This is a genomic window from Parapedobacter defluvii, from assembly GCF_014642075.1.
GTDB lineage: Bacteria > Bacteroidota > Bacteroidia > Sphingobacteriales > Sphingobacteriaceae > Parapedobacter > Parapedobacter defluvii.
In genome coordinates this window covers 98,625-122,722 of record NZ_BMIK01000002.1, presented here as the reverse complement: position 1 = coordinate 122,722, position 24,098 = coordinate 98,625, and the positions used below count along the sequence as shown (strand labels likewise).

Annotated in this window: 19 protein-coding genes; 3 read left to right on the top strand and 16 right to left on the bottom strand. The window is 49.7% G+C overall.

The features are described 5' to 3' along the window. Position 1: 1 nt before the first annotated feature. The 7 genes from ccoS to ettA all read right to left on the bottom strand — a co-directional run bounded on the left by ccoS (position 2) and on the right by ettA (position 8,448). Positions 2–187, bottom strand: a complete 186-nt coding sequence (gene ccoS / locus IEX60_RS04355; RefSeq protein WP_188747824.1) for a cbb3-type cytochrome oxidase assembly protein CcoS — start codon at positions 185–187, stop codon at positions 2–4. Further along, a complete protein-coding gene (locus tag IEX60_RS04350; protein WP_188747822.1) occupies positions 187–2,577 on the bottom strand; it encodes a heavy metal translocating P-type ATPase in 2,391 nt (796 codons plus the stop codon). The genes ccoS and IEX60_RS04350 overlap by 1 nt, the downstream gene beginning before the upstream one ends. Beyond that, positions 2,574–3,935 carry an oxygen-independent coproporphyrinogen III oxidase gene (hemN, locus tag IEX60_RS04345; RefSeq protein ID WP_188748624.1) on the bottom strand — a complete coding sequence of 454 codons (1,362 nt, stop codon included), beginning with the start codon at positions 3,933–3,935 and terminating at the stop codon, positions 2,574–2,576. Before hemN ends, IEX60_RS04350 begins: the two co-directional genes overlap by 4 nt. Positions 3,936–3,951: 16 nt before the next feature. Then, positions 3,952–4,380, bottom strand: coding sequence for a Rossmann-fold NAD(P)-binding domain-containing protein (locus IEX60_RS04340; protein WP_188747820.1), 429 nt, complete (start codon positions 4,378–4,380; stop codon positions 3,952–3,954). Positions 4,381–4,497: 117 nt separating this feature from the next. Beyond that, the gene (locus tag IEX60_RS04335; RefSeq protein WP_188747818.1) at positions 4,498–5,562 is read right to left on the bottom strand and encodes a response regulator; all 1,065 of its coding nucleotides are present in this window, start codon (positions 5,560–5,562) and stop codon (positions 4,498–4,500) included. Then, positions 5,552–6,763: a PAS domain-containing sensor histidine kinase gene (locus IEX60_RS04330; protein WP_188748622.1), complete on the bottom strand. Its 1,212-nt coding sequence runs from the start codon at positions 6,761–6,763 to the stop codon at positions 5,552–5,554. Before IEX60_RS04330 ends, IEX60_RS04335 begins: the two co-directional genes overlap by 11 nt. Then, a complete protein-coding gene (ettA, locus tag IEX60_RS04325) occupies positions 6,763–8,448 on the bottom strand; it encodes an energy-dependent translational throttle protein EttA (protein WP_188747815.1) in 1,686 nt (561 codons plus the stop codon). The genes IEX60_RS04330 and ettA overlap by 1 nt, the downstream gene beginning before the upstream one ends. A gap of 177 nt (positions 8,449–8,625) precedes the next feature. On the opposite strand from ettA, the gene IEX60_RS04320 reads away from it, so the two are divergent. Both IEX60_RS04320 and IEX60_RS04315 read left to right on the top strand, forming a co-directional pair. Beyond that, positions 8,626–8,973 (top strand): hypothetical protein, encoded by a 348-nt coding sequence (locus IEX60_RS04320; RefSeq protein ID WP_188747813.1) that lies wholly within the window; start codon positions 8,626–8,628, stop codon positions 8,971–8,973. A 211-nt stretch (positions 8,974–9,184) separates the two neighbouring features. Next, complete coding sequence (locus tag IEX60_RS04315; protein WP_188747811.1) at positions 9,185–11,734, top strand: ATP-dependent Clp protease ATP-binding subunit; 2,550 nt, start codon at positions 9,185–9,187, stop codon at positions 11,732–11,734. A gap of 85 nt (positions 11,735–11,819) precedes the next feature. Here the strand turns inward: IEX60_RS04315 and IEX60_RS04310 are convergent, their stop codons facing one another. Next, on the bottom strand, positions 11,820–12,203 hold the full coding sequence (locus IEX60_RS04310; RefSeq protein ID WP_229717416.1) for an acyl-CoA thioesterase: 384 nt from the start codon (positions 12,201–12,203) through the stop codon (positions 11,820–11,822). A 204-nt stretch (positions 12,204–12,407) separates the two neighbouring features. On the opposite strand from IEX60_RS04310, the gene IEX60_RS04305 reads away from it, so the two are divergent. Continuing rightward, positions 12,408–12,821, top strand: coding sequence for a hypothetical protein (locus tag IEX60_RS04305; RefSeq protein ID WP_188747809.1), 414 nt, complete (start codon positions 12,408–12,410; stop codon positions 12,819–12,821). Positions 12,822–12,908: 87 nt separating this feature from the next. Here IEX60_RS04305 and IEX60_RS04300 read toward each other — a convergent pair whose 3' ends face one another. From IEX60_RS04300 to IEX60_RS04265, 8 genes are all read right to left on the bottom strand, one after another. Then, positions 12,909–13,727, bottom strand: a complete 819-nt coding sequence (locus IEX60_RS04300; protein ID WP_188747807.1) for an enoyl-ACP reductase FabI — start codon at positions 13,725–13,727, stop codon at positions 12,909–12,911. Between the two features lie 53 nt (positions 13,728–13,780). Beyond that, a complete protein-coding gene (gene recN, locus IEX60_RS04295) occupies positions 13,781–15,442 on the bottom strand; it encodes a DNA repair protein RecN (protein WP_188747806.1) in 1,662 nt (553 codons plus the stop codon). A 31-nt stretch (positions 15,443–15,473) separates the two neighbouring features. Beyond that, positions 15,474–16,376, bottom strand: coding sequence for a type IX secretion system protein PorD (gene porD / locus IEX60_RS04290; RefSeq protein WP_188748617.1), 903 nt, complete (start codon positions 16,374–16,376; stop codon positions 15,474–15,476). 100 nt (positions 16,377–16,476) lie between these two features. After that, a complete protein-coding gene (locus IEX60_RS04285; RefSeq protein ID WP_188747804.1) occupies positions 16,477–19,506 on the bottom strand; it encodes a PVC-type heme-binding CxxCH protein in 3,030 nt (1,009 codons plus the stop codon). Positions 19,507–19,758: 252 nt separating this feature from the next. After that, the gene (locus IEX60_RS04280; protein ID WP_188747802.1) at positions 19,759–20,892 is read right to left on the bottom strand and encodes a glycerate kinase; all 1,134 of its coding nucleotides are present in this window, start codon (positions 20,890–20,892) and stop codon (positions 19,759–19,761) included. A gap of 16 nt (positions 20,893–20,908) precedes the next feature. Next, a complete protein-coding gene (locus IEX60_RS04275) occupies positions 20,909–21,160 on the bottom strand; it encodes an NAD-binding protein (RefSeq protein ID WP_188747801.1) in 252 nt (83 codons plus the stop codon). Between the two features lie 38 nt (positions 21,161–21,198). Then, positions 21,199–23,253: a ComEA family DNA-binding protein gene (locus IEX60_RS04270; RefSeq protein ID WP_188747799.1), complete on the bottom strand. Its 2,055-nt coding sequence runs from the start codon at positions 23,251–23,253 to the stop codon at positions 21,199–21,201. Beyond that, the gene (locus tag IEX60_RS04265) at positions 23,243–24,037 is read right to left on the bottom strand and encodes a PorV/PorQ family protein (RefSeq protein ID WP_188747797.1); all 795 of its coding nucleotides are present in this window, start codon (positions 24,035–24,037) and stop codon (positions 23,243–23,245) included. The genes IEX60_RS04270 and IEX60_RS04265 overlap by 11 nt, the downstream gene beginning before the upstream one ends. Positions 24,038–24,098: the final 61 nt, after the last annotated feature.

Sequence of the window (24,098 nt, the reverse complement as noted above, 5' to 3'; positions counted from 1 at the left end):
TTCAGCTTGCTTCGGAACGCTCTGTCGGTGTACTTCCGGCTTCCTCCACTTCGTCATCAAACAGGATCCTCACGGAAGGTGTATACGTATCGTCGTGCTGTCCCGTCTTATTCGCCCAGAAAAAAGCTGCGAGGAAAATAAGCGCGATGAAGACGCTGCAACCGATCAGAAAAAAAATTACACCCATTAGCTCTTTATTAATTGATTTTTTCTTGCATACAGGTGGGTGGCAACGGTGGTAAAACCGATGATGGTGACTGTGCTCAGAGGCATCAGCACCGCCGCAAATAAGGGCGACATGGTCCCCGTCACCGCAAAACTCAGCCCTATCAGGTTATATGCAAGCGAAATGCCAAAACTCATGTGAATAACTTTGACCACGTCTTTCGCAAACCGGAAAAAACGGGGTAGCTTCACAAACGAACGTCCATCCAGAATGGCATCGCAGCCCGGTGAAAAATTATTGATGTCATCACTTACTGCAACCCCTAAATTGGCCTGCTTCAATGCCCCCGCATCGTTGAGTCCATCGCCAAACATACATACACGATGTCCCTTTGCCTGCAACGATTGGATATATTCCATTTTCTCAATGGGCAATCTACCAAACAGCAAGTCGGCTTGTGGAGGGAATATGCTGCATAATTGGGCTTTTTCTTTGTCGTTATCTCCTGAAATCAGGTGCAGCCGACATTCTTTCGCCAACTCACCCAGCACCAATCCCAAATTCTGCCGCCAGGGCTGTGCTACCAGAAAACATCCTTTTACTTCACCGTCTATCGATACGTAAACCCGGCTTCCCTTCTCATTTCCGGGTGCCCCCGTATATGATGCGCTGCCAACCCGTATCCGGTAATCTGACACGATGGCTTCGATGCCTTTACCTGCTATTTCACGGTATTCGCTCAGGGACAAAGATTCGGATGACCCTTCCCCGGCCCATTTAACCAACTCGCGGCTGAGTGGGTGACTGGAATTTTTGCAGACCGCCCTGACCATCTCCCACTCATGGGGTAAGAGGCTTCCTTCAAAGCGCATCCGTGATGCAGATGGCGACGAGATAGTGCCGGTCTTGTCAAACACCAAACAGTCTATGGTGGCCAGCTGTTCGATCGCTGCGGTATTCTTTATATATAACCGGTTTTTATCGAATATACTGAGTGCCGCGGAAAGTGTAAACGGGCTACTTAATGCCAGGGCGCACGGACATGCGATGATCAGTACCGCAGTAAATGCTCCCCAGGCGCGTACACCATCGCCCGCCAAAAACCAATAGGCCAAAACAGAACAGGCAATTCCCAGCAAGGTAACGGTAAAATAGCGGCTCACGGTATTGCTAAATGTACGGAAATTACGTTCATAGGGCTTAAACGCCTCATTGTTCCAAAGCCGCGTCAGATAGCTCTGCGAAACCGCTTTGACCACTTCCAACTCAATGGCTTCCCCGGTTTGCCGCCCTCCGGCATAGATGATCTCACCGAGCACCTTCCGGACAGGATCCGATTCTCCGGTTACGAAACTGAAATCAATTGCTGCCTGCCCGTTCAGTAAAATGGCATCTGCCGGTACAATTTCGTTGTTGCGGATCAGCAGGCGGTCGCCCACACGGATATCTGCAAGTGGTACCGGTTTTGCTCCTCCCTCACCCAGCCGTGTTACGGCTATCGGGAAATACGAACGGTAGTCACGCTCAAAGGACAAATGGTGGTAGGTACGCTCTTGTATCCATCGTCCTACCAGCAGAAAGAAAACCAATCCACAAAGTGTGTCGGCAAATCCCGGGCCCGACGTGGATAATACCTCCCACGCCGTCCGCACAAACAGCACGGCAATACCGATCGCCAGGGGGACATCCAGGTTGAGTTCCTTCCGGCGGAGGCTCTGCCAGGCTGAGCGGAAATAGTCCCGGCCACTGTAAAGTAAGACAGGCAACGCAAAGCCCAGGTTCATCCAACCGAAAAATTCGGAATACCGTGCTTCAAAAGCTCCCATGCCAAAATACTCCGGAAAGCTCAACATCATGGAATTTCCGAAGCAAAATCCGGCTACCGCTATCTTAGCAATCAGCCCCTTCTGTGAAAATTTCCGCCCTTCCTTGATGACATCCTGCAACGTAATCTTGGGCTCGTACCCGATATCTACCAGTAGTTCAACCAACCCGCGCAGGGTGAGTTCCGTATGCTTAAACCTAATGTTGACCTGCTTTTTCAGGAAATCACTCTGTGACATCACGATAGCCGGATGAAGCTTATACAGGTGTTCAAGCAACCAGATGCACGAACTGCAATGGATGGACGGAATGTAAAAGGTTGCTACGGAGATTTCATCGTTTTTGAAGTCGATCAGTTTATCGGCAATGGCTGCCTCGTCGAGGTATTCGTACCGCACCGATGCTTCCGTTTTCTTCTTTCCGGGATGGGTGTTGTAGCGGTAGTACTGCTGCATGTTGCTGCTGCTCAGGATTTGGTACACGCTTTGGCAGCCCAGGCAACAGAATGCATGCCCATCGGCTTCATAAGCCGTATGAGATACCTCATCGCCGCAGTGGTAACATTGGGTAGTTTTGGATACAATCATACGGCGTTGCTGAAAACGGGTTGTTCATACTGCTTTTCGTAAAGGCGTTCGTCAAAGGCCATGCAGATGTTCCGGAGAAATGCTGCCCCTTGCGTTGTTACGGTAACCCGATTGTTCTCCCATTGTACCAGACCGTCGTCGAGCAGCGGCGACAAGCGCTGCAAGATCGCTGCCGACTGCGGGGTGTCTCTATCCAACAATGTAGTACCCCGGCACATGATATCGAGAATATAGCGCCTGATTACCAGATCGGCCGGTGAAAGAACATGACCTTTGAAAACGGGCAACTTGCCTGCGTTCACCAAATCCCGGTATTCTTCAACCGTTTTTACATTTTGGGCAAACGCCGTCCACGAGTCGCTGATGGATGATACGCCCAGACCGATCAGCAAAGGTGTGTACCGGTCGGTATATCCCATAAAATTCCGATGCAGTTGCCCCGCTTCTGCAGCCTGGCAGAGTGCATCTTTGGGAAGGGCAAAATGATCCATGCCTACATCTACGTAACCCGCTTGCAGGATGTGTTCCTTCCCCAACTGATAAAGTTTCAGCTTATCTTCCCCTTTCGGCAGATCTGCTTCGGTATAGCGACGTTGACCCGGCTTCATCCAGGGTACATGTGCATAACTGTAAAACGAAATGCGTTCCGGCCGCATGGCCAGCGCTTTCTTCACCGTATCGGTTACACTTTCAGGGGTTTGCAGCGGCAAGCCGTAGATCAAATCAAAATTGATTGACGTGTAGCCGATGTGGCGGGCTTCTTCCATTACCCGCCACACATCGGCTTCGGTTTGCTTGCGGTTGATGAGCTGCTGTACGCGGATGTCAAAATCCTGTATGCCCAGACTTAGCCGCCTGAATCCCCCATTGTATAAAACCTGTAGATGTTCGGCCGTCGTGTTGGCAGGGTGCGCCTCAAAAGAAAAGGCCGAATCCGGGAGCACACGGTTGCCTTCCAGCAATCCTGTGACCAGCCGCTGCAGCTGCGGGGGTGCAAAGAACGTAGGAGTACCACCCCCCAGGTGAAGCTCACGGATGGGTATTCCGGATGATCCGAGAAAATCCCGGTAAAGCTTCCACTCGGCCAGCAACGTATCGATATAGGGTGTTTCTACACGGTGATTTCTGGTGATCCGCGTGTTGCAACCGCAATACGTACACAGACTTTCACAAAACGGCAGGTGGACATACAGACTGACACCTTGTTCGGACGACACATTAAATTGCCCCCGTACATGTTCTACCCATGTATCCGGGCTCCACGTTTGCTGATCCCAGTAGGGTACCGTCGGATAACTTGTATAGCGCGGAGCTGCTACGTTGTAACGTTGTATGAGGTCATTCAGTTTCTTTGTCATTTCCGCCATATCGATGTCATGATTTATTGGACTCCGCGGCAACGGAGCAGTCGGATTGACAGCAGCATGCACGCCCCACACATTTACCTGCTTCCCAAGCATTGAGGTTCCGGATGGTTTGCTTGGCAATGCCGGCAACAGATTGATCGTCATCGGGCGCATTGGCTACTTTCAGTCCCATGCGGGTGGCTTCCTTGAGATCAATGTGGGTGGTCGTCTTGCATCGGGTAATGATATTCTTGACCCCCGCATTTTTTAACTCCCACAGCATTTCACGGTCCAGGATATCGTATGAAGATACGATAACCACCTCTTTACCTTGTGCATAAGACACCGTCCATTTATTCAACTCATTGGAAATCAACGTTAAATCATGTTTCTTTCCATTAGCAACAGCAAGGCATTCCTTTTCCTGGGGCTTGATACTGTAGGCTATCGCTTTCATTTACGGATATTACGTTCTTTTCACAAAGTTACAACCGTAATACCCGGTGGCAGATGCAGGGAGTCAGTCTAAAAAGTGACAGTGCTCACTTTTTCCGATAAAAAATAGGGCGGGATGCTATTGTTTGATATTTTTCAGTTTGTAAATGGAGAGGATACGGATCGCATTTCCTTCTTTGGCAATCAGCTTTTCATCGCGGAAGTCGGCCAGCATGCGGCTGATCGTCTCATTGGCGGTCCCGGCCAGAGAGGCCAGGTCGTCACGCGAGATGCGGACCAGGCATTCATCCGCATCCGGACGGTCTAGGTTTTTTTCGGCCACGCGGATCAACGCATTGGCAACGCGTTTGCGGACGGAATCGTAGGCAAATGCGAGCAATTGGGTTTCCTTGCCACGGATGTTTCCGGAGAGCCATTGGATAAATTTATTGGCGATACCCGGCTTGCGGTACAGCAATTCCAGAAAGTTTTCTTTCTCAATCAGTGCCAACTCGGTCTCCTCCAGCGTTTCGGCATTGTCCGTGTATTGCTGCTGTAGCAGAATGGCTCCATACCCGAAAAAGGAATCACTTATGTGAATGTCCGTGGAAAGTTCACGTCCGTCCAGGTAAGACAGGAACCTACGCACTTTTCCTTTCTTGATGTAATATACATACAGCGGCGAATCTCCTTCCTGATAAACCTGCTGCTTTTTTTTGTAACTTTTTACGCGGGATCCTGTGACCAATTCTTTCAACAACATTTCCTGCTCCTCATTGCTGAGGTACAAGCTTTTACGATCCATCTTCTCTCCCTCCAACTGCTTGCGTTTTTTTAGCCGGGTTTCCAGCGCATTCAGGAGCTCAATATCGTCAAAAGGCTTGGTCAGGTAGTCATCGGCTCCCATTTCCATTGCTTTGCGCATATCAGCCCGCTCTGCTTTTGCCGTAAGGAAGATGAAAGGTATGCCAGCGGCTTCCGGATGTTTGGTGAGCAGATACAGTACGCCAAAACCATCCAGTTCAGGCATCATAATGTCGCATAAGATAATATCGGGCAGGTATTTCAGCGCCATATCCACCCCTGTCTTGCCTTCGGGGGCCGCATACACTTGGTAACCGGAAAGTTCCAGTATTTCTTTCGTACCTTCGCGGATGTCGTCGTTATCTTCAATGATTAGAACAGAGGTTTGTTTAGTTGCCATTGGGTATCGGTAGTGTCGTGTTGCCGAATGAAAGTGTAAAAATAGTGCCCGTGTGCTGCGCGCTTTGGCAACTCACGATTCCGCCCATCAAAGATACATATCTTTTCACAATATTAAGCCCTAAACCTGTTCCGGGAATATTGCCGGTATTGTGTGCCCGGAAGAAGGGTTCGAACAGGTTTTTCTGATCTTCCAATGGGATGCCGATGCCATCGTCTTTGACCACAATGGTACAGACGTCGCCCTTAATTTCTGTGTTAAATTCGATAAACGTATTTTCCCCGGAATACTTGATCGCATTGGAAATCAGGTTGATGATACAGTTTTTCAGGAGATTGGCATCCAGCACAAATGTTCCGCTGGAGCCGGTATGCTGATAAACAATATGCTGGTTGGTTTTGCAGATCAACTGCATCTCTTCCGTGATTTCTTCTGCAAGCCGCACGAGATTGATTTCCTGTTGGTTTGCCGAAACATTACCTGCCTCCAAGCGCTCAAGGGATAAGAAATCGTTGAGAATGCTGGTAAGCAGTTGCACGGAGCCTTTGATACGGGCCGTATGCTTAAGCACATTGGCGGAGTCAGTCTTCTCAAGGTACTTTTCGATGAGCGATGCCGACAGTTGCACGGCACTCAAAGGCGTACGGAATTCGTGTGAGGCCATGGAAACAAAACGGGATTTCAGCTGGTTCAGCTCTTTCTCCTTCTCCAGGGATAGGCTTACTTCCGATTTGGCTTTTTCCAGTTCGGACACCAGCTTAATCAGATCCTTGGTACGGTTGCTGACGGTTGCCTCAAGCTCTTCCATGTGCTGAAGCAGCTTTTCTTCGGCCTCCTTTTCTTTGGAAAGATCGTGCACAAAGCCGGTAAAAGCAGTTTTATTTTCGTAATGCACCTCACTTACCGCCAACCGGAAAGGGAATGTACTGCCATCCTTGCGCAGGCCCCTCACCTCACGGCCAATGCCGATGATTTTCTTCTCGCCGGTCCGGTGATAATTCTGGATGTACTGGTCGTGGTTGCTGTGATCCGGTTCAGGCATCAACATGGATACATTGTTGCCGATAACTTCCCCGGGTTCATAGCCAAACAGCTTCAATGCCGCCGGGTTGATCGATTCGACGATGCCATAGCGGTCTATCGTAATGATACCGTCAATGGCATTTTCGATGATCGCTTTTAATAACTTGGCGGTATCCATCATCCTTTCACCAGTTTTTTATATTTGATCCGTTTGGGAGTACTATCGCCCAGACGTTTCTTGCGGTTTTCTTCGTATTCCGAATAATTCCCTTCAAAGAAATATACCTGAGAATCGCCCTCAAATGCGAGTATGTGCGTGCAAATCCGGTCAAGAAACCAGCGGTCGTGTGAGATCACCACGGCACAACCGCCAAAATTTTCCAAGCCTTCTTCCAGTGCCCGCAGGGTGTTTACGTCGATATCGTTGGTCGGCTCATCGAGCAGCAGTACATTGGCGCTTTTTTTCAGGGTGATGGCCAGGTGAACACGGTTACGCTCCCCACCCGAGAGTACCCCTACTTTTTTCTGCTGGTCGGCACCGTTGAAATTGAATTTGGACACATACGCACGAGAGTTGACGAGCCGGTTGCCCAAGGGTATATTTTCGTTGCCGCCTGTGATGTTCTCCCAAACCGTCTTTTCGGGATCCAGGTCGTCATGCAGCTGATCCACATACCCCAATGCAACGGTTTCACCAACACGGAACGTACCGCTGTCCGGCTGTTCCTGTCCGGTGATAAGCCGAAAAAGGGTTGTCTTGCCTGCTCCGTTAGGTCCGATGATGCCTACGATACCCGCGGGGGGCAAAGAGAAGCTCAACCCTTCGAAGAGAATCTTGTCTCCATAGGCCTTACTTACCTGTTGGGCTTCGATCACGACATTACCCAAGCGGGGGCCGGGCGGGATAAAAAGTTCCAGCTTGTCTTCCCGCTCCCTCGTTTCTTCCGAAGCCAGTTTTTCATAGTTATGCAAGCGGGCTTTGGATTTGGCATGACGGGCTTTGGGAGCCATGCGTACCCACTCCAACTCCCGTTCCAGTGTTTTTTGCCGTTTACTTTCCGATTTCTCCTCCTGAGCGAGGCGTTTCGCCTTCTGATCCAGCCACGAAGAGTAGTTTCCTTTCCAGGGAATACCTTCCCCCCGGTCGAGTTCCAGGATCCACCCTGCCACGTTATCCAGGAAATAACGATCGTGGGTAACAGCAATGACTGTACCCTGGTACTGTTGCAAATGCTGTTCAAGCCAATCGATCGATTCCGCATCAAGGTGGTTCGTTGGCTCGTCAAGCAGGAGCACATCGGGTTCCTGCAGCAGTAAACGACATAATGCCACCCGGCGACGTTCACCTCCTGACAATGTGTCTACTTTTCGTTCGGGCTCCGGACAACGCAATGCGTCCATGGCACGCTCCAGTTTCGTGTCCAGTTCCCATGCGCCCACTGCATCAATTTTATCCTGCAATTCACCTTGCCGAGCCAGCAGTTTATCCATTTCATCCGCATTCTCATACACTTCCGGCAGACCGAATTTCTCGTTGATTCCCTCGTATTCTTTTAGAATGGCTGTAATCTCGGCCACTCCCTCTTCCACCACTTCCCTTACCGTTTTATCGGGGTCCAATTCGGGCTCCTGGGCCAAATAACCTACGGTATAGCCGGGCGAAAACACCACTTCTCCCTGATAGGATTTGTCTAAACCGGCTATGATTTTAAGCAGTGACGATTTTCCTGAACCGTTAAGACCGATCACGCCGATTTTAGCTCCGTAGAAAAAAGAAAGGTAAATATTTTTGAGCACCTGCTTCTGAGGCGGGTAAATTTTATTTACCCCTGCCATAGAAAAGATGATTTTTTCGTCTGACATCTTTAGTTTTTTACGTGCAAACATAGTTAACTTACCCCTGATATGCAAGTTCGCTCTATCGCCGCGAAGGTTTGTTCCTTTTTGCCCTCGCCGGGCATGGCTTTTACTTTTGCCCTGGCCGGGCAGGCCTTCATTTTTTTGCTTGATCAAAAAAACGAAGCAAAAAAAATCAAGGCTGTGAAGCCTCGGTTGCAGGTTGATTGCAAAGCATTTACGGCGCGGATTGCAGCCGCTTCGCTTTCCCAATCCGCTTGTTTGCTGCCAGTACGGTTGTTTCTACATATGCTTTTCCGCCAGCTGGCGGATTCCCGATTCTTCAAGGCCGATTGCCCTCCGAACCGAGATTTCGTGCGGGAAAATTACCATTTTGCTCCAAACGACCGTTCCGTGCGTTTTCAGCACCTCCCCACCGTATCCCGCCAATGCCGCCTGATCCTGCCGCGGCTTGCAGTGGGATGCACTACCGTGGTAGCGGCAGGATACAGCGGCGAGTTTTTTGCCTACTTTTTTGCGGAAAAAAAGTAGGAGCCTCTGCGGCTTGAGCAGAAAGAGCCTCTGCGGCTTGAGCAGCTATCGTCACAATGATGCAATAATACTTTTATCAAAACTGACAAAATGTTATATTTGTGTCTATGGCTTAATTGTTGATAAATGTTACACAAATAGTAAGGCACAAGCGATATTTTTTTATACATTTATCGCATCCTTAGCATACAAAAGAGAAAGGTAAACATTCATGGAAGCAAAATTTTCGCCTCGCGTAAAGGATGTGATTTCATACAGCAGAGAAGAAGCTATCAGATTGAAACACGATTACATCGGCACAGAACATTTATTGTTGGGGTTGATTCGTGAAGGAGACGGTATGGCCATCAAGATATTGAAGCATGCAGGGATTGACACAACTGAGCTACGCAAATCTATCGAGGATGCCGTAAAAGGTTCTTCAATGTCCCGCGCTCCGATCGGCAATATGCCGCTCACCAAGCAAGCGGAGAAAGTACTGAAAATCACATATCTTGAAGCAAAAATCTTTAAAAGTGACGTAATCGGCACTGAACACCTGCTTTTATCCATTCTGCGCGACGAGGAAAACATCGCCTCGCAAATTCTGCAGCAATACGACATTAATTACGATGTCTTCAAAGCAGATGTAGAGCAGCATAAAGCGGGTATTACCGACCAAGCCTCCGGTTCAACAGCCGGGGATGACGATTTCAAAGAGGATGATCATTTCAGCCAACCGAAGAAGGTATCGGACATCAAATCGAAAACACCGGTGCTTGATAACTTTGGCCGGGACTTGACCCGGGCAGCGGAAGAAGGCAGACTAGATCCGATCGTGGGTCGCGAAAAGGAAATTGAACGGGTATCACAGATTCTTTCCAGACGGAAGAAAAATAACCCGATCCTGATCGGCGAACCCGGCGTGGGTAAATCTGCCATCGCAGAAGGATTGGCCCTGCGCATCATCCAGCGAAAGGTATCCCGCGTACTGTTCAATAAGCGGGTGGTCACACTGGATCTCGCTTCGTTGGTGGCAGGCACGAAATACCGTGGGCAGTTCGAAGAACGTATGAAAGCGGTGATGAATGAATTAGAGAAATCGCCGGATGTCATCTTATTTATTGATGAGATCCACACCATTGTCGGTGCGGGTGGCGCATCGGGTTCGTTGGACGCCTCTAACATGTTCAAACCGGCATTGGCCCGTGGAGAAATCCAATGCATCGGTGCCACGACGCTCGATGAATACCGTCAATACATCGAAAAGGATGGTGCGCTTGACCGCAGGTTCCAAAAGGTAATGATCGAGCCGGCTACACACGATGAGACGGTCGAAATCCTGAACCGCATCAAGGACAAATACGAAGAACACCACAATGTCAACTACACGCCCGAGGCCATAGAGGCTTGCGTTACGTTGACTACGCGGTACATTACCGACCGTTTTTTACCTGACAAAGCCATCGATGCGATGGACGAAGCGGGGTCACGTGTACACCTCACCAATATCCATGTGCCACAGAGCATTATCGATATTGAACAGAAAATCGAGGAAATCAAAATCGAGAAAAACAAGGTAGTCCGCAGCCAGAAATACGAGGAAGCAGCCAAGCTGCGCGACACGGAAAAAAGGTTGCTGGAAGAACTTGAGCACGAAAAAACGGCATGGGAAGCGGAGACAAAGACCAAACGGTATACCGTAACGGAAGATAACGTTGCGGAAGTGGTATCGATGATGACGGGTATCCCGGTTCAGCGGGTCGGCCAATCCGACAGCCAAAAGCTGTTGAACATGGCTGAATCGATGAAGGGCCGTATCATCGGACAGGACGAAGCGGTGAAGAAGCTTGTCAAAGCCATCCAACGTACCCGTGCCGGGTTGAAAGATCCGAAAAAACCGATTGGTTCCTTTATTTTCTTAGGCCCTACCGGCGTCGGAAAAACCGAATTGGCAAAAGAGCTGGCTCGATTCATGTTTGACAGTGAGGATTCTCTCATCCAAATCGACATGAGCGAATACATGGAAAAATTCGCCATCTCACGTCTTGTAGGCGCGCCTCCAGGCTATGTAGGCTACGAAGAAGGGGGACAACTGACAGAAAAGGTACGGCGTAAGCCTTATTCGGTAGTCCTGTTGGATGAAATCGAAAAAGCGCATCCCGATGTATTCAATTTGCTACTGCAAGTACTGGATGAAGGACAGCTGACCGATAGCCTCGGCCGCCGGGTGGACTTCAGGAACACCATTCTGATCATGACCTCCAATATCGGCGCCCGTCAGTTAAAGGACTTCGGACAAGGAGTCGGCTTCACTACGTCGGCAAAAGCTGAACAGGCCGAGGCCCACTCCCGCGGTGTCATTGAAAACGCACTTAAACGTGCTTTCGCACCGGAATTCCTCAACCGTATTGATGACGTGATTGTCTTTAATTCACTGGATAAGGAACACATCTTCAAAATTATCGATATCGAGTTGAAATCACTGTTCGTGCGGATCGAAGCACTGGGATACAACATCCGGCTCACAGATGCTGCAAAGGACTTTGTTGCAGAAAAAGGATTTGACAGCAATTTCGGGGCGCGCCCGCTCAAACGGGCTATCCAGAAATACCTGGAAGATCCCATTGCCGAGGAAATTCTAAAAGGCGAGGTCAGCGAAGGGAATACGCTGGAAGTTGATTATGACAAAGACAAAGCTGAAATCGTAGTCAATATACAGTCGGAAGACGGTGGTTCTTCCAAACCATCGGATATGGCCGAAGAGAAAAAAGACGAATAGCGAACAAACTGTTTTAGGTAAAAGCGCGTCACAGGACAAAGTTCTGTGACGCTTTTTTTAGCATACATTACTTGCTTTTCTCGTTTCATCTTCCCAACCAATCGGGCGCAATCCGCTTTATTTTATGTTTGTCTTTGTCAAACAAAACCCAAAGTGTACGTGAGTCCACGACCAGTTCGTCGTTGCGGTAAAACTCCACTTTTCTAGGTTGTTTGATTCCGTCGGGTGGTAAAGGATATGTTTTTACCGTTAGGATTTCACCTAAATACACTTGCTTTTTATATTGGATGTGATGGTCAAAAAGCACCCAGTAATCATTTACATAATCGGTTTTGTGCCTCAGGATTTCCCAGTGTTCAGCAGCTGCCTGTTCCACCCAGCTCACAAATTGCACGTTATTGACGTGATTATTTTGATCCAAATGTTCACGGGTTACCTGAATCTGCTTTGTATAGATCTTTTTACGCATATCCATATTCATCCCCATAGAAAGCAAAATTACAAGATTTCTTTTCACGAATGAGCAAATCGCTCCATACAGTTGCATGATGCCGAAGGAAATGGACGAAATTATTGGTGCAATTATTGCGTTAAACCTTTTCATACGATTTGTTGTCATAGTAAACAGACGCGCAGACATAGCAACGGAATTATTTACCCAAAACAAACTTATATGAAAAAGCTCCTTACCCTAATCGTCGGATTCTTCGTAATCCTCGGTATCTCATCCTGTACAAAAGAGGAAATTATCCAACAGATCAACTATAATAAGATCATCCCCTATACGATTACGCAAAATGAATGGAAACCCGTTGCAGGTCGGCCGGATCTTTGGGTTGCCACATTGGACTTTCCGGAAATAGACCAATATGTGGTTGACTACGGAACGGTATTGGTTGACATTTCATTCGGCGACGGCATATACGAACCGCTGACAACCGTATATGACGGCGTAGCGTACCGCTACGATTACTCCGTTGGCACTTTGGTCATCGACGTATCCTTCGCAGATGGCCTGAGAGGCGACCTTCCACAACCGGGGCGTGCCGACATCAAGGTGATTTTGCTCGACACGGAGGACTATTAAGCATAGAACCGCTATCGGTTTATAAAAAGGCGGCTTTTGGAGTACCCAAAAGCCGCCTTTTTTATGAGTTGAAAATGGGCGGTGAAGCTACTTCTCTCCCATCCCGTTGATCACTGCTTCGCTTACACCCATGAAGGAAAAACCACCGTCATGGAATAAGTTCTGCATGGTGACCATTTTGGTTAGGTCAGAGAACAGTGTTACGGTATAATCTGCGCATTGGTCTGCGGTCGCATTGCCAAGCGGAGACATTTTATCTGCATATGAAATGAAATCGCCAAAGCCCTTGACACCCGAACCGGCTGTCGTTTGGGTGGGCGACTGGCTAATCGTATTAACACGGACGTGTTTTTTTATGCCATATTGGTAACCAAAGTTGCGCGTAATACTTTCGAGCAATGCCTTCGCGTCGGCCATATCGTTGTAATCGGGAAATACACGCTGGGCTGCAATGTATGTGAGGGCCACAACCGATCCCCATTCATTGATGGCATCTTTTTTCATGGCGGTAGCCAGCACACGATGCAGGCTGATGGATGATATATCAAACGCCTTGTGCATGAAGTCGTAGTTATTTTCTGTATAAGGGATGCCCTTACGCACGTTGATACTCATGCCTACCGAATGAAGAATAAAATCCACACCACTTCCAAAATGTTCCAACGTCTGGTCAAAGAGGCCCTCGATATCTTCGCTACTGGTCACATCAGCCGGAATAACAGGTGCATTGTTGCATTCCTCGGCCAGTTGCCTAATGGTGCCCATGCGCAATGCCACCGGTGCATTGGTAAGCACGATCTCGGCCCCTTCCTGTACACAGCGTTGGGCGGTTTTCCAGGCGATGGACTTCTCATCCAGCGCACCGAAAATAATTCCTTTCTTTCCTTTCAGTAGGTTATGGGACATAGTTTATTTATTTAGTCAAACGTAAAAAATTGGGTAAAAGTAATGCTTTTTTATTATTTCCCCAACAACTCCGCGGCATGTTGTATAGCCGCTTCCCCCGGATTGGCGCCACTCAGCATTTGGGCGATTTCCTGAATCCGCTCAGCTATTTCCAGTTGCGTAATGCCCGTGGCGGTCTTGCCTGCCGACTCCATTTTATATACCTTGAAATGTGTATCTCCTTTGGAAGCAATTTGCGGTAAGTGTGTGATGGCAATTACCTGCATATGATCGGCCAATCGTTCCATGATTTCACCTACTTTCAATGCGATTTCGCCGGATATTCCGGTATCGATTTCGTCAAAAATAATGGTGGGTAGTGCCGATGTTTTAGCAATCAACGATTTGATCGCCAGCATCAGCCGCGAGAGTTCGCCCCCCGATGCGACTTTACCCACAGGCTGCGGTGGCTGTCCTTTGTTGGCCGTAAACAGAAATCTGACCTCATCCCGGCCACTGGCTCTCAACTCGTTTCCGGTGAATCTACTTAATACGATTTGCAATTGGCTATGCGGCATGCCCACTTCGTGCAGCATGTGGGCAACCTCTTCCTGTATATTCCCCACAACCGATTGACGACTTTCACTCAGCTGTCCGGCAAGCTTTACAGCTTCCGCCTCGGTGCGTTTCACTTCCGCTTCCAACCGTTCGATTTCCACTTCGCTCGACGAAATCGCTTCCAATTTCTCCCGCAGATCTTCGCGTAGGGCAATTAAGGCACTTATGTCGTCCACCCGGTGTTTCTGTTGCAACGCATACAGCAGGCTTAGTCGTTCGTTAACTTCAACCAAACGTGCTTCGTCCAGTATCACTCCCTGTTCAACACGGCTGATTTCTTCGCTTAAATCTTTCAATTCGATGAAACTGCTCTGCAACCGTTCGGTCTGCTGTGCCAGGTCCGGTTTATACCGCTCGGCTTGCTGAAGCTGGTGCAGGGCCTCCCTCAGCAGCACCAATGCGTTCATCTCCTGTTCCTGCAGTGCATTTACGGTGCCCAGCAAACTCCGCTTGATTTCCTCGGCATGTTCTAGTTGCTGCTGTTCGGCCTCCAACTCTTCCTGTTCGCCCGGTTCGAGGTTTGCCGCAGCCAATTCATCGTATAGAAATTGGTGGTAGTCAGCATCGGCATTTGCCTTTTGAGCGGCTTCCCGCAGTGTACTCAGCTGTGATAAGACGGCCTTGTATCCGCGATAGGCACCTTCATACCGGGCTCTCAACGATTGGTTTTGCGCTACGCTATCCAGCGTCAGCAATTGAAACGACTCCGTATCGAGTTGAAGTGTCGCATGCTGGGAATGGATGTCGATCAGCCGTTCGGCCAGTGCCTTCAGTACGTTGAGTGTAACGGGTGTATCGTTGACGAAAGCCCTCGACTTGCCATCTACACTGACTTCCCGGCGCATGATGGTTTCCCGCTCGTAATCCAGATCCTGTTCTTCGAAAAACGCTTCCAGCTGATAATCCGCTAGGTCGAAATATCCCTCGATGACACATTTCCGGTCTTGGTTGAAGAAATAGCGACTCTCTATACGTTGTCCCAGGATGAGCGACAACCCTCCCATGATGATTGACTTGCCAGCTCCGGTTTCTCCGGTAAGGATATTCAATCCACGGTTGAATTGGATATCAACGGAATCGATCAGGGCATAATTTTGGATGGATAGACGCGTAAGCATGGTATTCAGGGATCAATCAACTCGCATTAAGTCATCTACTGGTACGGAGGTTTTCATATTTGTTTGCATTTGCGGGATCCACCTCGGCAAGCACATTGTATGCCTGCACCCGCTCCTGCGGGCCCATTCCCCCAAACACACCGATCAATTCATCCGATTTGGCCGTAAAAAAAACCTGGTTAAACACGGCACCCTGTGCCAGTCTATCCACTTTTTGCAACAATGGCAATAGTTCCAGAATGGCCTTGCGTGCGTCGGTGGGGTTATCAGACATCTTATCCAGGCCGTTTAAATAAAAGCTGTACAGGAAATCCCGGATGGGCTGATACCTCCGGTCTAGCAGGTTATTAACCAGCCAGAACCGATTGTCGGTTCCTTCCATGGAACGCCAGCCACTGAAGCCTGTATTTTGGGCATTATTCACAATGTTTTGGGCAGCGGTATAGAAGGGTGTCCCTCCGTTGGGTTCAAAGGTATCTGCATCCAACCCGACAATGATATATGCGTAGTACGCAAGCAATGAGGTTAAGTTGCTCATGTATTGCTGGTCGGAATAATCCATCAACTGCCCTTCGGTATAACTGAAATTGAAGTTATTGTCCGAGATACTCAAGACCGGGCTGTTATAGGATGTATTAAAAACCGGCCGGGTAGATATAATTTGTGCCTGTGCCGTAAAGTTGGACGAGCCGTCCCATGCGTTGATGGTGATGACAAAACTGCAATCGATACGCTCTTGGGGCTGCAGGACGTTGGCACTCCATGTCCGGTTATTCAAAAAGTCGGAAACTGCTTTCTGCAATACCTCAAGTGCCCGCTTATTGGTATTCTGGACCTGCGGTGAGAGAATTTGGACACGCGCATTCAGATCCTGGGCTTGGATACAGCAAACCAGCGATAGAAATAGAAAAACAAGCGACAACCGTTTAGCCATGATATCCGTTAGAATCATCTCCAAAGATATGCTTTTTTGGCAAATGCTGTTTCATGTAACTTCGTTCCATTGAAAACTTGTGACAGCCCATCTGCTTACCTCATTTCAATGAAGCAAGGTATTCGATTAGATCGACCAATTGCCCTTTGGACATGGTATGTTGCAGGGGTGGCATCATCGACTCTTTTGTTTCTTTCACAGAAGCAATTTCCGCCATTTTGAACGATTGGGAAACCCCGCCCATGAAACGGATTGTTACTTCCAATTCGGTCCTGCTAGAGACGATTCCCATCAGGGTCGCCCCGTTTTTCGTCGTTATGACAGACGTTTCGTAACCGAAGCTGATCCCCGCAGAAGGGTTTACGATTGCATCGAGCAAGGCCGTCTTCGGCAATTTAGCACCTATCTGTGAAAGCTTTGGACCGAAATCCTGTCCTTGCCCGTTCACCTGGTGGCAGGTCGCACAGTTAGCCTGGAATACTGTTTTCCCCTTTTCGATATTTCCTTTGGAGGCCATCAATTCCGCTTCGGTTAACACTTCTGCCGCTGCATCCGGGTTGTTTTCAGTTCCGGGCAGGTACGACCGGGCTTCGGCATAAATCGCTTTTCTCCAGGTGTTTTTCAGTCCTTCCACCGCAACGGGAATCAATTCCTCCGGAATCGCATGGGTTTTCAACAAAGACAATACCCGATCTTCCCCAGCCATGCTTTTGCCAAGTACGGCAGCAGAAAGCCTGCGGATTTCATCATTTGAAGACCGTGAAAGCATGAGATTCTCCAGCATGTCTACCGAGCGTTCCATACCTACCGGACCGATTGCCGTGATGATACTGTCTGGCTGCTGCTTCAGCGCTTCTTTCACCTGCTTTTCAGCCTGAAGTTGAAAGAGAAGCCCGGCAGCCCTATGCCCTATGGATGAACTGGCCCGCGAAACCACCAGTTCCAGCAATCTGGGCACCTCTGATTTCAATTCATACTGCGTTACCAGGTCTATGTACTCGGGCTTGCCGTATACGGCATCCAACAGGGTATGCAACACATCCGATGCAGACTTGGACTCCATGACCACTTTTGTATCCAGCGCCCTTAGGATGATACTGTTCAATTGAAGATCGTCGCCGCTGTCTCCTGGCCGGATCATTGCCAGCAGAGCCTGAGCCTTCACTTCGCCCGGAATGAAATCAAATGCCCTAAAATACCTAAGCCTGGATTTCAGGCCCACGGAACTGTCCCCCGCCAATTGGGCAAGCAGAGGTACCGCTGTTTCGGTTCGTGCCCGCCAGATGATATCCCGGCCGGCATCCGTTTTCACGGCATCCCGGTTTATCTCTAAAAATGCAGTAAAAAATGAATCCCACTGCCCTTCAGCCCCAATTCCCAATGCTTCCAGATACCATCGGTCTTTTCCATCGTGCTGACTGGCCAATGTTGCCCACAATTCCGCAGCCTGCGGGTCTTTAACGTGCCTCAATGCGATTGCACATGCCCGTCTGACTTGCACATTTTTGTCTTTACTAAGCGGCGCAATGTACGGAATGATATTTTTCCGGGTCTGTTGAGCAGCTCGGATGGCCGTTATCCGGATATCCGGATTGGAATCTTGCAATCCTTCTAACAGGTACGTATCGCCCTTGTCTATCTTGGTCAGTAACCACAGTGCCCGCGCCCGCATACGATCATTGCCGTTGGAATGAAACAGTTTCTCCAACTGCGGAACGGCTTTGCTGCCCTGATCAGACAGACTCACCCACGCGTTGTACCGGACAGACAGGTTGGGACTTTGCAACGCGTGGATTGCACCTTCCACGCTCGAATAGTCAGGACTGGGAATTCGGTATTTTGATACGGAGCGTGCAATGCGGTAAATCCGTCCCCGGGTTTGGTCGCCCGCTTGGTGACCGCCCACGCCGGGATCGTACCAGTCGGCTATGATCAACGAGCCGTCGGGCGCAACGCAAACATCGGAGGGCCGGAACCACTGGTCTCTCCCCTTAAGCAGATTGAGTATACTTGCCCTGTATCCGGCACCATCCCGCTCTACGGGATACGACCGGATGATGTTCGGGCCGGCATCCGAATGGACGATCTGATTCCGGAATTCTTTGGGAAGCATGTCCCCCTCATATACCAACATACCGGTTGGCGATCCCGCGCCTGTTTGCAGTAAATTGGGAACGACCCCGGGATCATTGAGGTGCCAATGCTGCAGGGGGATCGAATCTTCGAGGTTTGTCCGGTTTTCCCGCCAACCTGCACCAGTCAGCTCATCGCTGTACCCATAATTGCCGTATTCCATGACGTAGTTGATCCGCACCGCCCGGTTCCCATCGTCATCGTTGTCACTTTGCCAGATGGTACCGTAGCTGTCCACTGCTAACTCGTAGTTGTTCCGGAAATTATGGCCCAGTACTTCCACATTTGAACCATCGATATCGCAGCGGAATACCATGCCCTGCCGGTATTTTTTATTGGTTATTCCATCGCCGTCCTGATCGGTTACGATGTTTCCGTCCCTGTCCAGTAGGGTATGGCATTCGTTCCCGAAGTTGAAATAGAGCTTTCCATCGGGACCAAAGACAAAAGCGTGCACACCGTGGTCATGCTGCTCCCCGCCAATGCCCTGGAAAAGAATTTCTTTCCGGTCCGCTTTTCCGTCCCCGTTATCGTCGTAAAAATCCCATACATAGGGGCTCTGCGACACGATGACCCGGTTGCCCAGTACACAGATACCCAACGGTGCATTGATTTCTGGCCCCTGGTAAAACACGGTTCGCTGATCCAACACACCGTCGTGATCGGCATCTTCAAGAATAAGGATCCGGTCGCCCTTGTCGGTAGTAGGATTACCGTTAAGCGTGGGCCGGTAATTGTAAGCCTCATTCACCCACACCCGGCCCCGGTCATCGACATCGATGTTGGTCGGATTCAACAGCATAGGCTCCGAAGCCATCAATCCCACTTCCAGGCCATCCCTTATGTCCAGGCCCAATGTTGCATTTTCAGGAAGGCGCTTTTCGTCTTCCGTCAGTTGCTCAAATCTGGCAGCATGATCTGTATGGCAGCCCGCGGCCACCAAAAGTGCCATTGCCGGAGGCAATAGGCCCCTCCCTTTTCGTTTGAATGCCTGCATTTTCGTTATCGTTCAGTTTATTGTTTGTAATCTGCGATGTCGCCCTATCGTTATCTTGAAGCTATTAATTGGTTTCAAGGGCGAAAATTACAACAAAAATTTCGGAGCTTCTAATTTATATGCGTGCTTAAAGTTTCGGGCACAAACTACGCATGATAAGCACTCAGTTTTGCTTGGTGGTGTCCAAGCTTGTCCAAGACCTGTTCGAGATGTTTCGCAACGAGCCATGTTATCTTCTCTTCATGTTCGATGCTATCGACAGGAAGTAATCAGGTTCCCAAGTTGTCTGGCTGTACGCTCAAGATTTGTGGCGGTAGCCGGGATGGCCTCATCCAACCTTGCAGGACCATTTCCTATCGCCAACAGCATATCAAAATAGTGCTCCAGCTCCACATCCTGTTTCAGGGGTACGATCCCCGCCAAACCGATAACCGGCAGGTTAAGCTCCTTTGCCATTTTTGCCACTCCAAAAGGGGCTTTGCCCTGAAGGGTCTGATTATCGATACTCCCCTCTCCCGTGATGACCAGATTGCTTTCGGCGAGCGCCTGCTGAAACTGCGTCAATTGGAGGAAGTAATCGATACCATTGACCAATTCGGCATTCAATACGCCCTTCAATCCCGCACTTGCCCCTCCAGCTACCCCGCCCGACTCCACATGGGAAATTGCTATGCCCGTTTCCGACTCGATTACCTTTGCAAACTGCTCCAGGATCGACTCAAGCTGTCCGACCATATCCGGTGTAGCTCCCTTTTGGGGGCCGAAAACAGCTGACGCCCCGGCCGGTCCCAGCAACGGGTTCAGGACATCGCATAAAACAACAATCCTGCAGTCGTTTATCCGTCTATCCACCGATGAGCAATCAATGTGATGCAGCCGCTCAAGCCCCGACGGTAAATCCAGGATTTCCCTGCCGGCCCTATCCAGGAAGCGTACACCCAACGCCGCCAATATCCCGGTTCCCCCGTCGACCGTGGCAGATCCGCCCATGCAGAGGATAATTTCCTTTGCGCCCGCATCCAGCGCCGCATCCATAAGCTGCCCTGTTCCGTAAGAACTTGTCCGAAGGGGATTCAGCTCATGCTGCTTCAACAGGTGCAGGCCCGAGGCATCGGCCATTTCGATTACGGCGACGCTGCCGTTGTCAATCCAGCCGTAAAAAGCCGAAACCGGGCGGCCCAAAGGATCCTTCACCGTCAATTCGATCCGTTTGCCCCCCAGTCGATCTACAATCAATGCACCTGTCCCATTGCCTCCGTCACCGACCGGAAAGCATTCGCACGTGCAGGGAAGGCTGCTTGCCAACAGGCCACTTCGGATGCATGCCGCTACTTCTTGGGCATCGAGCGCATTCTTAAAAGCATTCGGGGCTATCAGGATATGCATATTTCTGTTGTTTCTATCAATCGGTTATGCCTGCAAGCCTCTCTATAAGCAAAGCAAGCGCACTGTGATCCAAATCACCTTTACCATTGGCTATCGCTGCGTCCATCTGCGCAGCAATCAATGACGCCCCATACAACGGCACGGCCAGTTCTTTTCCGGTCTGCAAGACAATGTTCATATCTTTGCGATGTAATTTAAGTCTAAACCCCGGTTCAAAGCTACGATTTATAATGCGATTCCCATATAAGTCCGATACGGCTCTGGGCAACTAAAGCAATTTCCTTTCCGACGCTTATATATCTAATATTAAAACTGCCACCTCCACTGCACCCGTACATCCGACCGCTGATTTCCCTCAATTGCATCCAACCCGCTTCCCACCTCTTCCACGCCGCGATAGATAAATGTTGCATACCGCAGCCACACATCCATCTTCCGTCCAAATCGATAGCGAAGGTTAACATACGCACGGACTCCATCGTTATGATAAAGTGGAAAGGAATAGGCATAAAGCACATCGTTTTCAAACGCATAAATGCGTGAATTATATCCGGGCGTGCTAAACAGGGCTATACGTGCATTGCCGCTTAGGTTTCCGTTCATCGGTTTGAAAATAATATCCTGATAAACCATCCACCCGATTTCCGTCGCATCTCCCTCTTTCCGGTAGCGGGTCAGTTCCACACGGTTCCGCATACTCCATACGTCACCCAGTTTATACTGTCCATTTACCCGCAATTGCTGACGGAATACGTCCACTACGACATGATGCGGCCCTTCAGCCGAAGCGTTTTCTCCCCGCTGCCGGTGGCGGTAACGGATGGATACATTGGCTTTTTTATACCAGGTATAGGTGAATTGAGTTAGTAAATCAGCGCCTTGGGAGGGGGCATCAACCCGATACCGCAACCAGGGAAAGCGAAAAAAGTCAGTATACAATACCCATTCCACCGACCTACCCGGATGATACACCAAGCCGGAATAGAAACCCCGCTCGTTAACCACACCGCTTCCCTCCGCGATTCCCTGGCTAAAAAAAGAATAGTAATCACGTCCATAATTGCGGTAGTGCAACGCCAGCGAAAGATGGGGGTGCAGGGATGCAATGAGCCCATTGGCGAAGGCAGTGCCGCTTCCGAGGCTATGGGCGGCTTCGCCAAACAGGTAGATTCCCCGCCACGAGTAATTGTAGTAAACACTGGCATTCCAAAGGTTGTTTCCGTGAAATGCATATTGGTTTCGCAGCAGACCCTGGGGTTGGATCGTTGCGTCCAAACGCATACGATACGCCGTTGCGCCAATCCGGAGACGCCGGTATTCGTATTGTGCGTTTGCACCATATGTCCATTGCAATACAGAACCTCGATTGGCTACTTCTGTAGGTGTACGGTGAAGCCCGGTTTGCCCGATGACGCCCACTATGCGTTGGCCCTCCTCGTCATAGTCGATTGATCCGTCAAGCCAGCGTCGGGAGACAAACGGGGTAAACAGCAAATGTCCAAATGCGAGGGTCGCAGCAGTGCCTCTTAAAAAGAGTACCTCATTGGATGAAGTATAAGGCTGTAAGCCAGTAGCCTGCTTCGACACGCTCTGTACCATCGAACCCTTACCAAAACCCAAACCGGTCCACAGGGCTAATCCCTGACCAAACTGAAGCGTATAATCACCCACAACCAGTCCCTTTAACCAACGCTGATTCTTTACATAGACACTGCCTGAATAAAAATCAAAACCACCGCGTTGTGCACCGGTAAAGAAAGCTTCGCCGGCATCTTTCTTTGCATTCAGGGAAACCTGCAAATCGTGGCCAAAATGAAACCGGTAACGGGTAAATACTTGATCGGCAGATCCGAGATAACGGGATCGCGCCGGATCCGTAATCTTATATCCCTCCCGCCGTTGCAACGTACGTCCATACCGGACCATCAAATCATGCGTACCCTCCGTCAACAGTTGACCCGCACGTACGTCTGACAGCGAAGGGGATGCCCCTACCGTAACATAGGGTAATAGGAACCGGAGTAACCCGGTGTCCAGCCCTTCAAGTGTCTGCAACTCATAAGGAGCAACAAATTTACCCGAACGGGAGCGATGTTCCAACAGACGGTCAATGAACAGTTGGGGAACAAATCCGAGCTCCCGCAACTCGCTTCCGTCTGTACGATTGAGATCAATAGGGTGCTGCCTATAAAATTCCAATCGTTCTGCCAATTCGGAAAAATCAAAATCCTCGGTTAATTCCTCCGCCAACTGTTCCATCAGCCGCTCAACCAACAGATCAGCCTCAGTTTGTGCATATAAACTGCAAGCGGCCCATAAGTCTAAAAACAGAAACAACAGTATATACCGATTAAAATGCATAACATATCCCTATTTGCGGTGACATACCCAAGCGGGGATGGAACGTTGCCGCGGTATCGAAGCTGAAACTGCGTAAACGAATGCCAAATCCAGCATGCTGCAGCATGGGGTTGACCGATATTCCACCCCGCAGATATAACGGTTCCATCAGGTTGTATTCGACCCCAAAATGCCCGCCAATCGCTTGTTGCCATCGGTATTGCACATCTGCCGTTACCAACACCGCAGCTAAGGGATAACTTGCTCCTACACCGACAAATACGGGAAGATTCCCGGAGATATCCGACCCCAAATCCGTCCTGCCCACGTTCGTGCACTGCAATCCGAAAATGGCACCCTGTGCTGTTCTGTACTGCACGCCGATATCCACGGATAAGGAAGAAACGCGCAGATACGCCGGAATGTAAAACTGGTGATAATTGACCGACATGCCAAAGGCCAGTTCGGAACCGAATTGTTTCGCAAAGGAAAACCCGGCTTTCGTATCTTCATACGCCTTATTCATTCCATAGCGGGATACGGCGACGCCAAAGGCCCCTAACCGGGTTGGCACCCCCAGCAGTGCTACCTGCGTGGTGATATCGGCCGACATGAAATGTTGTTGGTAACTGACCCCTGCGGTAGGGCGTTCCATTCCCACCAGCCCCGCCGGATTGGCCGTCAGGCTGTAAATCCCCTTGAGGGCGATGCCCGTGGACCCCATGGCTTGGTAGGTTGGGCCGACGTAGGTTTGGGCGAGGCTTTCATAGGAGATCAGGAGGAGTAAAAGACACCTTCCAATCATAGAGGTGAAAATAGAAAAAATTCTAAATCAAAAAAAGCGTGTATCCAATTCGTTACCAACG